The organism is Halomonas sp. R57-5 (assembly GCF_900070345.1).
GTDB classification, from domain to species: Bacteria; Pseudomonadota; Gammaproteobacteria; order Pseudomonadales; family Halomonadaceae; genus Vreelandella; species Vreelandella ventosae_B.
In genome coordinates, this window is record NZ_LN813019.1 from 2,953,316 (window position 1) to 2,967,522 (window position 14,207).

The window sequence follows — 14,207 nt, forward strand, 5'->3', positions numbered from 1 at the left end:
AACATAATCTAGCAAAATTTTCGAAATCTAATAGCACTCTTCAAACAATTCAGCAGGTGCCAAATCGACAGACCGAGCGTTTATTTCACATCATAGCGGCCACACCAAAAGAATCATTGGCATGGCCACGATCAGTACCACAAGCGAAAGCGGCAGGCCCAGCTTCCAATAGTCGCCAAAGCGGTAACCGCCCGGCCCTAGCACCAACGTATTGGATTGGTGCCCGATAGGGGTTAAAAACGCACAGGAAGCGCTGACAGCCACCACCATCAAGAACGGGTCGAGTGAGACATCGAAGCCATTGGCTAAGCTCACCGCAATAGGCGCCATCAGCAGCGCCGCCGCCGCATTGTTGACCACGTTAGAGAGCAGCATAGAGAGTAAAAACAGCCCGACCATGGTAACGACCACCGGCCAGTCGCTGCCAAAGCTAAGCAGCGCGTTAGCAATCAAATCCGCACCACCGCTGGTTTCTAATGCTTCACCCACGGGTATCATCGCTGCTAGCAGCACGATCACAGGGCCATCAATCGCTTGATACCCTTCGCGTAACGGTAACACGCCAATCAGCAGCGAAATCAGTGCTGCAACGCTCATGGCCACTGCGGCCGGGAGTAGGTCAAACAGCATGGCCATAATCGCCAAAGCAAAAATGGCAATCGACACGGCAAGCTTGCGCGGCTGCCCCAGGTGCAACTCGCGGCTAGCCAGGGGTAAGCAGCCCAGCGAGGCCAAGCTGTCAGAGATTTCATTTTCACTGCCCTGCAATAGCAAAACGTCGCCGTTCTTAAAGCGGATATCCCGCAACCGCTGCTTCAGGCGCCCGCCATCCCGTGCAACGGCCACCAAATGCAGCCCAAACTGATGGTTTAATCGTAGCTCTCGCACGCTGCGGTTAATCATCATAGAGTCATTGCGCACCACGGCCTCGATCAACTGCAGGCCTTCGGTATCCACACGCTGTTGATCCTGTGTAGCGTCTTTCTTTTTAGCCTTATCTGCCTCTTTGTCACTGGCTGGATGCTCAGCGTCTTCCMCTTCTGAATCTGCTTCGGCCTCTTCATCCAGCTCAGCAATCGCGCTAAGCCCCACTTTGTCTTCCAGCATTTGGAGTTCATCAGGCCCTGCTTCTAATAGCAGAATATCGCCATCTTCCAAGGCGCCGTGGAAGTTATACCCCGCCCGGCGGTTGTCATCGCGCACCACCGCTAACACGGGAATAGTTTCGTCCAACTCGTCGCGCAGCTGCTGTAGCGTTAAGCCTTTAGCTTTCGACTCTTCGCCTACTTTCAATTCGACTAAATAGTTGGCGGTATCGAACATTTCATCGGTAGAGGCCTGGCCACTACGCTTGGGCGTCAACCGCCAGCCTACTAAAACAATAAACGCCAGCCCCGCCAGCGCTACCACAATGCCAACAGGCGAAAAGCTAAACATGCTAAACGCCTCATCCGTCACTTCCCGGCGATAGCTGGAAATAATGATATTGGGTGGGGTGCCAATCAAGGTGGTCAGGCCACCGAGCAAAGAGCCAAACGCTAGCGGCATCAACAGTAAAGAAGGCGAGGTATTATGTTCGCGAGCTAGCCGCATAGCCACCGGTAGCAGCAGTGCCAGGGCGCCCACGTTATTCATAATGCCCGACAGCAAAACAATGGTACCTACCAGCACCAAGAGTTGGAGCAGCAGGTTCTCCCCCACTTTAAGCACTTGGTTGGCGATGATATCGACGACCCCCGAGCGCTCAAAGCCACGGCTAAGCACCAGCACAGCAGCCACGGTAATCACCGCCGGGTGGCCAAAACCGGCGAAAGCGCTTTCGGCCGGCACAAGCCCCAGCATGACCGAACCCAGCAACGCCGCCAGCGCTACTAAGTCATAACGAAAGCGACCCCATATGAAAGCGGCAAGCGTTAGCCCAAGCACAATAAACACCAGCGTGCTCGGCGCGAGCGTTAACCAGCCAAGATCTAACGTTTCAATGCCTGAATTCTCAACCCCAGAGCCCTGTGCACCTGAGCTTTCAACACTTAAGTCCTCAGCCGACATCCTTTTCCTACTCCCTTGCCCCCGTTTGATAGGGGCAGCCTACGGTTGATGCACGCCACGCCCACAGCATGACATTTCTACTGCACATTAGACGTTTACTATACACAGGTATAGCCCCTGCATACGCTAGCCTATAAAGACATCACTTCAAGGCCAAACCGCCAAATACAAAAAAGCCCGGCGAGGCCGAGCTAATGTATAGCGGTGATATACGAGGAATAACGCGAGGCTATCTATGTCTTTACTGCTCACGCTCGACAATAATGCGGGCGTCGACAATCGCATAGGGTTGGGCATGGTCTGCGGGGTATAGAACCACCGGGTTCAAATCCAGCTCCTTGATCGCTGGATACGCTTCCACAATGTGGGCGACTCGCATCAACAGCTCAACTAACGCGTTGTTATCAATCGCCGCAGCGCCGCGAACACCCTTTAAGACCTTCTGGGCTTTAATCTGCGCCACCATGGACACAGCGTTCGAGCGCGTCATCGGCAATGCGCGAAACGCTACATCCTCAAGTACTTCAACGAAAATACCGCCCAACCCAAACATTAGTACCGGGCCAAAAATTGGGTCGCGCAGCATACCAATGATCACCTCGACGCCCTTCTCGGCCATTGGCGTGACTAACACGCCTTCTATATTGGCTTGAGCATTATAAGCGTGAGCTGCGCCCATTATGGTGTGATAGGCAGCGCGTAGTTCGGCTTCACCGCGAAGGTTGAGCATGACGCCGCCAGCATCAGATTTGTGCAAAATATCTCTGGAAACCACTTTCATGGCTAGCGGCTGCTGGCCGAACTCAGCGGCGATCTGTGTCAGCTCATCGGCGCTAACAGCGACGCGCTCGGTAGGCACTTGGATACCGTGTTCCAGCAATAGCGCCTTGGCTTCAAACTCCAGCAAGTCTCGTTGCTGGAGTTTTGCCGTATCTATCAACCGTTGCCCGAGTACCCGGGGCGCCGCGTTGGTAGCATGGGCACGTTCGCCACGTCCGTTTGGAGTGCGCTCGTTTTGAGTATGTTGGTACTGAGCTAGATAGGCGCCGCGCTCAGCTAAGGCCGCCAACACGCGCACTGCATGCTCAATAGAGGCATAGATGGGTAGACCTGCTGCGTGCAAGCGCCGCAATGCGGGTGGTTTTATCGGTGCATAAAGGCTGTAAATCACTAACGGTTTTTGGGTAGCTTGGGCGAGTTCAATCATCATTTCGGCGCCGCGCATTTCATCCGCGTGCAGCGATTCATCAAAGCGCAGGCCGTAGCCGCCAAACATGCCGACCAGGAAGAGGCTATCAACGTTGTCATCTTCCGCCACAGCCTGCATACACATTGCGAGCAGTGAAGGATGGCTATCGGAAGAGCCTGCCACGTCGACAGGGTTCGCTGTCGAAGCCTGTGGGAACAGAATTTCGCGCAGCTTAGCGCGGGTGCTCTCTGCCAGCTCCGCCAGAACCAGACCGGCTTCAGCCAAGCGGTCAGCCGCAATCGTGGCCTGCCCGCCGCCATCGGCAATCACTGCCACGCGCTTTCCCGCTGCTTTTTGCAATAATCCCAGGCCTTCTGCCACGGGTAATATTTCATCGGAGTACTGGACAACGCTCACGCCTGCCTGGCGAAGCAGATCCACGCTCATTTGGTAACTGCCCGCCAGCGCGCCGGTATGCGAGCTAGCCGCTTGTTGGCCCTGCTCGGTAGCGCCGGATTTATACACCACCACCGGTTTTACTGCCGTGACCTCCCGGGCAACGTCTAAAAACTTGCGGCCATCGCGAAAGCCCTCCACATACAGGGTGGCCACGCGGGTATTTTCGTCTTCACCTAAGTAGCGCAGATAATCGTTAAAGCCAATATCACTCTGGTTACCGGGGCCTATATAGGTGCTAAAGCCCACCTGGCCGTTGTGTTGCGCCTCAAGCGCCAGCGCAAGCAGCATATTTCCCGATTGCGACACAATGCCGATACCACCGGGTTTAACGTTATCCAGCGCCAGCAAATTAATAGCGTGATGAAGGTTAAACATACCGGAGGTATTAGGGCCAATAATACGCACGCCGTGTGCCTGGGCTTGCGCCATCATAGCCTGTTCCAGCAACACGCCCGCAGGCCCCGTCTCCGCAAAACCGCTGGCAAGCACCACCGCACCTTTAATGCCCTGTCGGCCACATTCGGCAATTAGCCCAGGCACGCTCACTGCAGGTGTACACAGCAATGCCAGCGCAGGGGTATCAGGAATCGCAGCGATGGAGGACCAGGCTTTAATGCCTAAAATCATCGTGGCTTTGGGGTTTACCGGATAGATCGCACCGCGATAACCGCCTTTTATGAGCCCCACCATGGCTTTGTAGCCGCGCTTAGTGGGATCAGCAGAGGCACCGATCACCGCGATACTTTGAGGCGCCAAGATAGCGTGCAGCGGGCTACGTGAAGGAAGGTGGCCTTCAATAGGGTTCATGATAGTTACCTACTTAATATACGAGAGCGTGAAGGAGCCCAGCTAATAGGGGCTACTGACCTTTGAAATTCGGCACTCGTCGCTCGGCAAAGGCATCTACGCCCTCTTGCCAATCCTGGGTGGTGGAACAGGTAAAGACGGCATCCAGTTCTTGCTGAAGCTGGCTTTCCAGATCGGTATGCCCACCACGATTTACCAGCGGCTTAAGCAGCGCCATGGAAACCGGCGCCTGTTGGGCTAAGCGCCCTCCCAAGGCCAGCGCTTCGGGCATTAACTGCGCCAGGGGATAGTGGCCAAGCGCAAGGCTAATGCGTTTAGCCTCTTTGCCGGCTATTTTCTCACCGGTAAACAGCAGCCGTCGGGCTTGGCTTAAGCCCACCAGTTGGGGCAGCAGCTTGGAAACCCCGCCGCCGACACAGGTGCCAATGCTGGTTTCGGGAAAGCCGATCTCGGCGTTATCTGCCATAAGGATAAAGTCACAGGCCACGGCCATTTCAGCCCCCGCCCCGAGGGCGTAGCCATTAATTGCCGCGATAACAGGTTTCTTGAGGCGAAGAATGGCGTCGCATACATCGTTGCCCAGCTGAAGATACTGCCGCCGCTGATAAAGCGTGCGGTCTGCGCCGCCATGCTCTTTCATATCCGCACCCACGCAAAACGCTCGCCCTTCGCCGGTTAACACAACGGCGCGCACCTTTGGCGACCAATCAGCAAACGCCAGCACGTCGATTAAATCGGTATACAGCGCCTCCACCACCGCGTTTAGCCGATGGGGTCGATTGAAGCGTATTTCTAAAACACGATCGTGCAGGGTAACAATCAGCGTTGGGTAACTCGGCAGTTGCGCAATCGCCGCGGTGTCAGTCGACATAAAAATTTTCAACCTAAAGCGTGGAAGGGCTATTAAACGAGAGAAATAGAAACATACGTTTCTAAAAACAACACTGAAAGGCACATACGTTTTAAATAACCATAAAGCAATGCTGAACCCGCCGTCAATACATACGTACCGAGATACGTTACTATTGGCACAATCGTACTCACGACAGTCCATTTTTAAGGAGCAAGACGTGCCCTCCTCTAAACATTTGTCACAGGATGCCGATAGCACGCAGCCAAATGCGCGCTTGGCTGATATCAATCATCAGCTTGCCGAGACCTACCCAGCGCTTAGCCCGCAGCTAAAATTGGCCGCGGGCTATGTACTGGAACACCGCATGGAGATTGCGTTTCAGTCGATCCGTAAAACCGCCAGCGCCGCGAACGTGACGCCTTCCACGCTGGTGCGTTTAGCTAAGCGGCTTGGCTTTGAGAGCTACGAGCAGTTTCGTGAGGTGTTCCAGTCTGCCGTTCAGGCCGCTCCCGTCGAATTCACCGGCCGGGCTAATAAATTGCGCGATCAGGCGAACCTGCCGGATGACCCGTTATTTTTAGAGGTAGGGGACGCCGCACTGGATAATATTGGTCGGCTGTTTACCGTCGATAATCAAGCGCGAGTACGCGAAGCCGCCCAACTGATATTGGCGGCGCGTAGTGTTGCCGTGGTGGGATTTCGCGACACCTTTGCCTGCGCTTATCACTTTGCTTACGTGGGGCAAATCGCCATGCCAGGGGTAACGCTGATTCGCGGTTTAGAGGGAGGTTTACTCACCGAGCTGGATCGTTTTAATGAGCAGGATGTGGTGGTGATCTTTGGCTTTGAGCCCTACTGTGCTGAAACGGTCAAGGCGCTTGAGATCACCCGCGCTAACGGCGTAAAGGCTATTGTGGTGACCGACACCTTACGTTCGCCTTTAGTCCCCGGCGCGCGCATCACCTTTAACGTTGCCAACGCCACGCCGCACTTTTTCCCTTCGCTGCTTGCGGCGATTACCTTATGCGAAGCAATCTTGGCCGAGTGCGTCGCGTTCGGGCCCGACAATCTGGTCGACAATGTGGCCAATTTTGAAACACGTATGCGCAAGCTGGGCGCTTATGTGAAGGTAAAATAGCAGAAGCCGCCTAAGCGGCTTCCAAATCAGCTATTTTAGCAGGGCTAATATAAGGCTACGGCAGTAAAATAGTAGACCCTGTGGTTTTACGGCTTTGCAGCGCATCTTGAGCTTTTCCGGCTTCTGCCAGCGAGTACCGATTGGCGATATCGATGTTAACTTTGCCACTTTCAAGCATGGCGAAGAACTCTTCGCACATCATCTCCAACCGCTCGCGGGTGTCGGCGTAACCGTTAAGGCTGGGGCGAGTCACGTAGAGCGCGCCCTTCTGGTTGAGAATACCGATATTAACGCCATCCACCGGGCCAGAGGCGTTGCCAAAGCTGACCATCAGCCCACGGGGTTTTAAGCAGTCCAGCGACATTTCCCAAGTGTCTTTACCCACCGAGTCATACACTACATCGCACATATCGCCGTTGGTGAGCTCGCGTACACGCTCAACCACACTCTCTTCGCTGTAGTTGATCGTCGCCCAGGCGCCGTTGGCCATGGCTAGATCCGCTTTCTCCTGGGAGCTAACGGTACCGATCAGCTTAACACCCAGCGACTTCGCCCACTGGCAGGCAATCGACCCCACCCCACCAGCCGCGGCGTGAAACAGAATGGTCTCGCCCCCTTTTAGTTCATAGGTTTGGCGCAGCAGATACTGCACGGTTAGGCCTTTCAGCATACTCGCCGCTGCGGTGTCGAAATCAACGAAATCGGGGAGTTTGACCACTTTAGCCGCAGGCAACGTATGCAGTTCGGCATAGGCGCCCAAAGGGCCTTGGGCATAGGCCACGCGGTCACCCACGTTTAGATGTGTGACACCTTCGCCAACCGCATCGACAACACCGGCGCCTTCGGTGCCTAGCCCAGACGGCATAGAGGGCGCTGGATAAAGCCCGGTGCGAAAATAGATATCGATAAAATTAAGGCCGACAGCCTTATTGGCAATACGCACTTCTCCCTGGCCGGGTTCAGCGGGAGTAACGTCGACCAGTTCAAGCACCTCAGAACCGCCGGTACTGGCAAATTGGATTCGCTTAGACATGAGTATTTCCTTATGAATTATTGAGTTTGTTCATGGTTAACATGGCAACAGGTGTCGTTATACAAGCGTGTCGCGGCGTTTAAATCAAGCTAGCACGCTAGCGTTTTTTTACCTCTATCTTTTAATGAGCAGAATTTAAGGGCTAGGTTTTAAGGATCAGGGTCTAAGGATCAGGACTTAAAGATCAAGCCACGAAGGCGATGAAATCCTGCTGTCATGCACTCATGCTAGTATTAGCGCTCTTTTATCGTCTAAGGCTTAGAGATTTGTCATGACGCATCCCGCCATTCAAGTACCCACACTCATTGCCCACCGCGGCTACTCCGCCGCCGCCCCAGAAAACACCCTAGCAGCGGTGCGCGCAGCCCACCAAGCGGGGGCCACATGGGTCGAGCTGGATGTGCAACTACTGGGTGACGGCACCCCGGTAATTTGGCACGACAGCGATGTCGCACGTTGCTCAAACGGCCGCGGCGGGCTGGCCTCCATGGATTGGACCAAGGCGCAAACCCTGGATGCAGGAAGTTGGTTTGACGACCATTTTGCGGGTGAGAAAATGCCCAGCTTGGCGCAAATGCTGGCACTGCTCAACGAGCTGGAAATGGGCGTGAATATGGAAATAAAGGTCAACAAGGGCCGCGACCCCATCGCGCTGGTTGAACGCGCGCTGCCGGAAATGCTGGACACGCTCCCCCCCGAGCGTTTGATTATTTCCTCCTTCAATGCCAGCGCCCTTACCCATTGCCGTCAGTTCGCCAGCACAGAACGGCTGGCCCTGGGCGTGCTATTCGGCAGCGTGCCGAAAAGCTGGCGTGAGCAGTGCGAGGCCATTGAGGCGTTCAGCGTGCACCCTCACTGGCCACGCTTAAAACGTGCCCAAGCCGACGCCATGCAGCGCGATGGCTATCAAATATTGTGCTATACCGCCAATGACCCCAGCGCCTTTCATAGCCGCTGGGCGTGGGGTATCGGCAGTGTCATCACCGATGAACCCGCCGCGTTTAAGCGCTTTTTAGATAGTCACTGATAAACTCAAACACTGACAGGAGTCGACCGTGAAGTACCTAGGAGCCCATGTGAGCGCTGCTGGCGGCGCAGACCAAGCCGTACACCGGGCGGTGGCAATCGGCGCAGACGCCTTTGCGCTATTCACTAAAAATCAACGCCAGTGGCAAGGCAAGCCACTCACCGATGAAGCGATCCAAGCCTTTCGCGATGCCTGCGCCGAGCATAGCTTCGCCCCCGAGCAGATTCTGCCCCATGACAGCTATCTGATTAATCTTGGCCACCCGGAGGAGGAAGGTCTACGCAAATCCCGGGATGCCTTTCTGGATGAGATGCAGCGCTGCGAGCAATTGGGGCTGACGCTGCTTAATTTTCACCCCGGCAGCCACTTAAATAAAATCAGCGAAAGCGACTGTTTAAAGCGTATTGCGGAATCCGTTAATGAAGCACTAGCGCATACCCAAGGCGTCACGGCGGTGATCGAAAATACCGCGGGGCAAGGCACTAACTTGGGCTGGCGCTTTGAACATTTGGCCGAAATCATTGCCCACGTAGACGATAAAACACGCGTTGGGGTGTGTATTGATACCTGCCACGCCTTTGCGGCGGGCTATGATTTGCGCACGACAGAGGCCACCCAAGCAACGCTCGATGAGCTAGGCAGCGTTGTGGGCTTTGAGTATCTGCGCGGCATGCATTTAAACGATGCCAAAAGCAACCTTGCCAGCCGCGTGGATCGCCACCATAGCCTGGGCAAAGGCAACATTGGCCTGCCCGCTTTTACCGCTATCATGCAGGAGCCACGGATTAACGGCATTCCGATGATCCTGGAGACTATTGAACCGGAGATCTGGACTGATGAAATCGCTTGGCTGCGCGCTCAAGCATCCAGAGCGATAGCTAAATAATGTACTCAGCGTTCAGCGGTTTTTGCACGCCCGGTAATGCTTGCCTACGCTTAAACTCCTTTACCCAAGCCCCAGCCTACGTAAGGAGTGTGCAATGAGCGATACCGATCTCGGCAGTTTAGATGCCCAGACCCTAGCTCACTTGTTTGAAAGCCGCGAGGCCTCCCCGCTAGAAGTCACCCGCGCCGCTCTTGATCGAATCGAGCGCTTCAACCCAGACGTTAACGCCTATGTGTATGTCGATGCTGAAGGTGCGGAATCGGCGGCCAAAGCCTCGGCGCGGCGCTGGGGGCAAGGCAAGCCGCTAAGCCCCATCGACGGGGTGCCGGTATCGCTTAAAGACCTGACCCAGGTGGCGGGCATGCCCTGCCGAGAAGGATCGTTAACCTCTTCTGAAGCGCTATGCGACACCGATGCGCCACCCGCGCGCATGCTGCGTGAAGCGGGCGCCATCCTGCTAGGCAAAACCAACACGCCCGAATTTGGCTGGAAAGCAGTAACGGATAACCGTGTTTTTGGCGCCACGGCCAACCCCTGGGATACGCGTTTAACCCCCGGAGGCTCTTCCGGCGGGGCCGSCGCGGCCGCGGCGCTCAATATGGGGGTGCTGCACCAGGGCGGCGACTCAGGCGGTTCTATCCGGATTCCCGCTGCATTCACCGGGGTTTTTGGCTTTAAGCCTACCTTTGGCTGGACGCCCCAATGGCCGCCAGCTAAAGAGCCCAGCCTATCGCACCTGGGGCCATTAACGCGCACCGTTCGAGATGCGGTGAGTATGTTAAACGTGATGGGCCGCTATGATTACCGGGACCCTTACGCCACCCGCGGACAGCCTGAAGACTGGGGTGTCGATTTAGATAAAGGCTTAACCGGGCTGAGGATTGGCTACTCAACTGATCTTGGCTACGCGAAGGTAGACCCGCAAATTGCCGAACGCGTGCGCGAAGCGGCCAATCGGTTGGAGGCATTAGGCGCTGAAGTGGTCGACGTGCATCCCGGCTTTTCCTCACCGCTGGATACCTTTCGCAAGCTATGGTTTACCGCCTCTTTAGAACAGTGGTCACAAATGGATGACCACCAGCGTACGCTGCTAGATTCAGGCATGATAGCCAATGCCCGTAAAGCCGAACCCTGGAAAGCCGTTGAACTGTTTCGTGCCTTGGCAGATCGCGCGGAATTAACCCAGCGCCTTGAGCACTTTAACCAAGAGTACCATCTGCTGATGACGCCCTCGGTGGCGATACAGCCGTTTGAAATAAACCAAGAAGTTCCGCCAGGCAGCGATATGCGCGACTGGGAAGAGTGGGCGCCCTTTAGCTATCCCTTTAACCTGAGCCAGCAACCCGCCGCGTCAGTGCCCTGTGGCTTTACCGACAACGGTTTACCGGTGGGCTTCCAGCTCGCGGGCGGCAAATATGATGATGTGCGCGTTTTGCGTGCCTGCCATGCCTACATGGAAGCGCACCCCCCGCGTTTTCCTAGCGTTCCCAACCCTGCCCAGTACGCTTAAATTGCAGCGCCACAGATGTGCATAAAAAAACCCAGCCGGGCATAACGCCGGGCTGGGGTTTATGCTTTCGCAGCGTAGTCTTACATCGCTGAAAGCTTCTCTTCATCCAGTACGCCTGACATGCGCACCATGGCGAGCGCTTCATCCAGGCTGCCCACTTCTTCCATCATTACCAGTTCGCTCTCTAAACTCACCGGCTGACCGGCTGTTTCAGACAGCAGTTTTTCCAGAGAAGCGACATCCATAGCGTCGTCCAATTGGTGAACATCCACTGAGGCGCTGTTGCGGCCCGGCAGGTAGATGGTGCCATTAGAGAAATCCACGGCGTAGGCAATCACTCCGGGTACGATAAAGAACAGCAAACCCACCCCATTGGCGATAGCAATCACCGGATCAATATCACCGCTTAATTGGCCTTTACGCTCAGGATGAAAAAGCGTACCACAACCACTCAGTGACACGATGGAAGCGCCAACCACGGCGCCAGTCAACCAGCGACGAACTGCTTGATGCATGAAGGTTCCCTCAAACAAAAAAGTAACGATAGTCGTCGATATAGCGCATTGCGCTTGGTTTTTTTGCCGACTATCGCGCCATAAAACTCGATAAGTTTAGCACAGCCATTTCAAAGCATAGATGATTTGGCGATAAGGACTATTTTGCCGCTTTAACCGCTAGGCCGTACAATGCCTGCATTCAACGCTTTTAAGCACTTTTTCAAGAACTAATTCTCAAGAACTTTTTTCAAGAACTAAGGAATGCTCACGCCCATGCGCGCCAGCCAATTACTGATTGCCACTCTAAAAGAAACCCCGGCTGACGCCGAAGTCATTAGCCACCAGCTAATGCTCCGCGCCGGGATGATTCGCCGTTTAACCTCGGGGCTTTACACCTGGCTGCCACTGGGCCTGCGCACGCTGCGCAAAGTGGAAGCCATTGTGCGTGAAGAGATGAACCGCGCAGGTGCTCAAGAGGTACTCATGCCCGCCGTGCAGCCCGCCGAGCTATGGCAAGAGTCTGGCCGTTGGGAGCAATACGGTCCCGAGCTGTTACGCCTCAAAGATCGCCACGATCGCGACTACTGCGTCGGCCCGACCCACGAAGAGGTCATCACCGACCTGGTACGTAAAGAGATCGCCAGCTACAAGCAGCTGCCGGTTAATTTCTACCAGATCCAAACCAAATTCCGCGACGAGATTCGTCCGCGCTTTGGGGTAATGCGCTCACGCGAGTTCATCATGAAGGACGCTTACTCCTTCCACTTGGATGAAGCCTCGCTGAAGCAGACCTATCAGGATATGTACGACGCCTACACGCGCATTTTCACGCGCCTTGGCCTCGACTTCCGTCCGGTAATCGCCGACAACGGTTCCATTGGGGGTACTGGCTCCCACGAATTCCACGTGCTCGCGGATTCCGGCGAAGACGATATCGTGTTCTCCACCTCTTCCGACTACGCGGCCAATATGGAAAAAGCCGAGGCTCTGCCAGCACCGCTTGGCAGCCAGGCAGCCCGCGCTGAGCCCAGCGAAGAGATGCACCTCGTTGACACCCCCGATGCCAAAACCATCGCAGCATTGGTTGAGCAGTTCGAGCTACCGATTGAGAAAACGATTAAAACCTTAATGGTCCACTCGGCTGAAGGCGGCTTGATTGCGCTACTGGTTCGCGGTGATCATGAGTTAAACGAGGTAAAAGCCGAAAACCTACCCCAGGTCGCCGCGCCGCTAACCATGGCCAGTGAAGAAGAGATTCGCGCTGTGGTTGGCGCTGGCCCCGGTTCACTTGGCCCGGTGGGCTTGAAAATGCCGGTGATTATCGACCGTAGCGTAGCGCTGATGAGCGACTTCGGCGCGGGTGCCAATGTGGATCACAAGCACTACTTCGGCATTAATTGGGAGCGCGATGTGGCCCTGCCCGAAGTGGCCGACCTGCGCAATGTGGTGGAAGGCGACCCTTCTCCCGATGGCCAAGGCACGCTCTCTATCAAGCGCGGGATTGAGGTTGGTCACGTCTTCCAGCTTGGCCAAAAGTACTCCCAGGCCATGAACGCCAGCGTACTGGGCGACAACGGCAAAACCAGCCACCCGTGGATGGGTTGCTACGGCATCGGTGTGACCCGTGTGGTCGCCGCCGCCATTGAACAGAACCACGATGAATCCGGCATTATCTGGCCCAACGCTATTGCGCCCTTCCAGGTGGCACTGGTGCCAATGAATGCGCACAAATCCCAGCGTGTACGCGAAGAGTCTGAACGTCTTTACCAAGCGCTCACTGCCGCAGGCTTAGACGTCTTACTGGATGACCGCGACACCCGTCCCGGCGTTAAATTTGCCGATTTGGAACTGATGGGCGTTCCTCATCGCCTTGTGATCGGCGACCGCGGCCTGGACAACGGCGAACTGGAATATAAAGGTCGCCGAGATAGCGAAGCCACCATGGTGCCTGCGGATCAAATCATCGACTTTTTGCGTGAGAAAGCTAGCTAAGGTAGTAACGCTTAGCGGGGTCTTGCTGAGCGGCGCTGGGTTTGTAGCGACAAGCCCAGTTGCTGCTCTACCCCAAACCCTGCGCCCTACCCTTGAAGCCGCTAATCAGCAGCATCAAACGCCCCAACAACGCTGGGTAGCGCGTCAGTGGCGTGAACGTATGGACACGCCACTGGCGAGTTTTATGGAGGATGCCGCGCAGCGTCAGACGCTACTAACACGCCTCTATCAAGAAGCCAGGCTGGCAGGCTTACCGCCGGATTTGGTGTTAGCGTTGATACAGGKGGAGAGCGCCTTCAAAGCGGATGCTGTCTCCTCGGCAGGCGCCGTCGGTTTGATGCAAATCATGCCTTTCTGGGTCAGCGAGCTAGGGCTGCCAATTGACGACTTGACCGACCCGCCGCGCAATCTGCGCTATGGCTGTACGATTTTGGCCCACTACCTGGCCATTGAGAATGGCGACTTTACCCGGGCACTGGCACGCTACAACGGTAGCTTGGGGCAAACCTGGTACCCGGAGCGGGTGATGCATGCCTGGCGGGATACCTGGCGCTAATCAACACAACGTTAAGCAACGCACTCTTCATCGATAAAAGCTAACTTGAGAGCTGGTGCCAGTAGCTGGAACGGTGCTTAGCAAAAACAAAAGCAAAAGTGTTAGCTTACCGTTAAGCCAAACGCATGACTTTCTTGGCTAATCCATCCACTATTAAGCCCAACACAGTGCTGGCGAACTACGAGCTAGCTTAATAAGGGGATGCCTGTCT

11 protein-coding genes are annotated in these 14,207 nt (G+C 55.4%); 6 read left to right on the forward strand and 5 right to left on the reverse strand.

Annotation, left to right across the window (positions count from 1 at the left end):
- Positions 1-90: 90 nt before the first annotated feature.
- The 3 genes from HALO_RS13625 to HALO_RS13635 form a co-directional block, all read right to left on the reverse strand.
- Positions 91-2,049, reverse strand: coding sequence for an SLC13 family permease (locus HALO_RS13625; RefSeq protein ID WP_050713533.1), 1,959 nt, complete (start codon positions 2,047-2,049; stop codon positions 91-93).
- A gap of 241 nt (positions 2,050-2,290) precedes the next feature.
- Positions 2,291-4,504 (reverse strand): acetate--CoA ligase family protein, encoded by a 2,214-nt coding sequence (locus tag HALO_RS13630; protein ID WP_035578817.1) that lies wholly within the window; start codon positions 4,502-4,504, stop codon positions 2,291-2,293.
- A gap of 52 nt (positions 4,505-4,556) precedes the next feature.
- Complete coding sequence (locus HALO_RS13635) at positions 4,557-5,375, reverse strand: enoyl-CoA hydratase/isomerase family protein (RefSeq protein WP_050713534.1); 819 nt, start codon at positions 5,373-5,375, stop codon at positions 4,557-4,559.
- A 199-nt stretch (positions 5,376-5,574) separates the two neighbouring features.
- Between HALO_RS13635 and HALO_RS13640 the strand changes: the two genes are divergently transcribed.
- Entirely contained in the window at positions 5,575-6,495 is a 921-nt protein-coding gene (locus tag HALO_RS13640) for a MurR/RpiR family transcriptional regulator (RefSeq protein ID WP_050713535.1), read from the forward strand.
- Between the two features lie 55 nt (positions 6,496-6,550).
- Here HALO_RS13640 and HALO_RS13645 read toward each other — a convergent pair whose 3' ends face one another.
- Positions 6,551-7,528 (reverse strand): NADPH:quinone reductase, encoded by a 978-nt coding sequence (locus tag HALO_RS13645; protein WP_035578814.1) that lies wholly within the window; start codon positions 7,526-7,528, stop codon positions 6,551-6,553.
- Positions 7,529-7,799: 271 nt separating this feature from the next.
- Between HALO_RS13645 and HALO_RS13650 the strand changes: the two genes are divergently transcribed.
- The 3 genes from HALO_RS13650 (at position 7,800) to HALO_RS13660 (ending at position 10,951) form a co-directional block, all read left to right on the forward strand.
- Positions 7,800-8,555, forward strand: a complete 756-nt coding sequence (locus HALO_RS13650; protein ID WP_035578812.1) for a glycerophosphodiester phosphodiesterase family protein — start codon at positions 7,800-7,802, stop codon at positions 8,553-8,555.
- A 28-nt stretch (positions 8,556-8,583) separates the two neighbouring features.
- Positions 8,584-9,441, forward strand: a complete 858-nt coding sequence (gene nfo / locus HALO_RS13655) for a deoxyribonuclease IV (protein WP_050713536.1) — start codon at positions 8,584-8,586, stop codon at positions 9,439-9,441.
- 94 nt (positions 9,442-9,535) lie between these two features.
- Positions 9,536-10,951 (forward strand): amidase, encoded by a 1,416-nt coding sequence (locus HALO_RS13660; protein ID WP_050713537.1) that lies wholly within the window; start codon positions 9,536-9,538, stop codon positions 10,949-10,951.
- 80 nt (positions 10,952-11,031) lie between these two features.
- On the opposite strand, the gene HALO_RS13665 is transcribed toward HALO_RS13660, so the two are convergent.
- The gene (locus HALO_RS13665) at positions 11,032-11,466 is read right to left on the reverse strand and encodes a hypothetical protein (protein ID WP_035578804.1); all 435 of its coding nucleotides are present in this window, start codon (positions 11,464-11,466) and stop codon (positions 11,032-11,034) included.
- 255 nt (positions 11,467-11,721) lie between these two features.
- On the opposite strand from HALO_RS13665, the gene HALO_RS13670 reads away from it, so the two are divergent.
- Entirely contained in the window at positions 11,722-13,440 is a 1,719-nt protein-coding gene (locus HALO_RS13670) for a proline--tRNA ligase (RefSeq protein WP_035578803.1), read from the forward strand.
- Positions 13,424-13,996, forward strand: coding sequence for a transglycosylase SLT domain-containing protein (locus tag HALO_RS13675; RefSeq protein WP_092490844.1), 573 nt, complete (start codon positions 13,424-13,426; stop codon positions 13,994-13,996). Before HALO_RS13670 ends, HALO_RS13675 begins: the two co-directional genes overlap by 17 nt.
- Positions 13,997-14,207: the final 211 nt, after the last annotated feature.

What these genes read in the sequence shown, in the direction of transcription:
- HALO_RS13630 (WP_035578817.1), bottom strand. Translation starts at nt 4,504, where the DNA reads ATGAACCCTATTGAAGGCCACCTTCCTTCACGTAGCCCGCTGCACGCT.
- HALO_RS13635 (WP_050713534.1), bottom strand. Translation starts at nt 5,375, where the DNA reads ATGTCGACTGACACCGCGGCGATTGCGCAACTGCCGAGTTACCCAACG.
- HALO_RS13645 (WP_035578814.1), bottom strand. Translation starts at nt 7,528, where the DNA reads ATGTCTAAGCGAATCCAATTTGCCAGTACCGGCGGTTCTGAGGTGCTT.
- HALO_RS13650 (WP_035578812.1), top strand. Translation starts at nt 7,800, where the DNA reads ATGACGCATCCCGCCATTCAAGTACCCACACTCATTGCCCACCGCGGC.
- HALO_RS13665 (WP_035578804.1), bottom strand. Translation starts at nt 11,466, where the DNA reads ATGCATCAAGCAGTTCGTCGCTGGTTGACTGGCGCCGTGGTTGGCGCT.
- HALO_RS13670 (WP_035578803.1), top strand. Translation starts at nt 11,722, where the DNA reads ATGCGCGCCAGCCAATTACTGATTGCCACTCTAAAAGAAACCCCGGCT.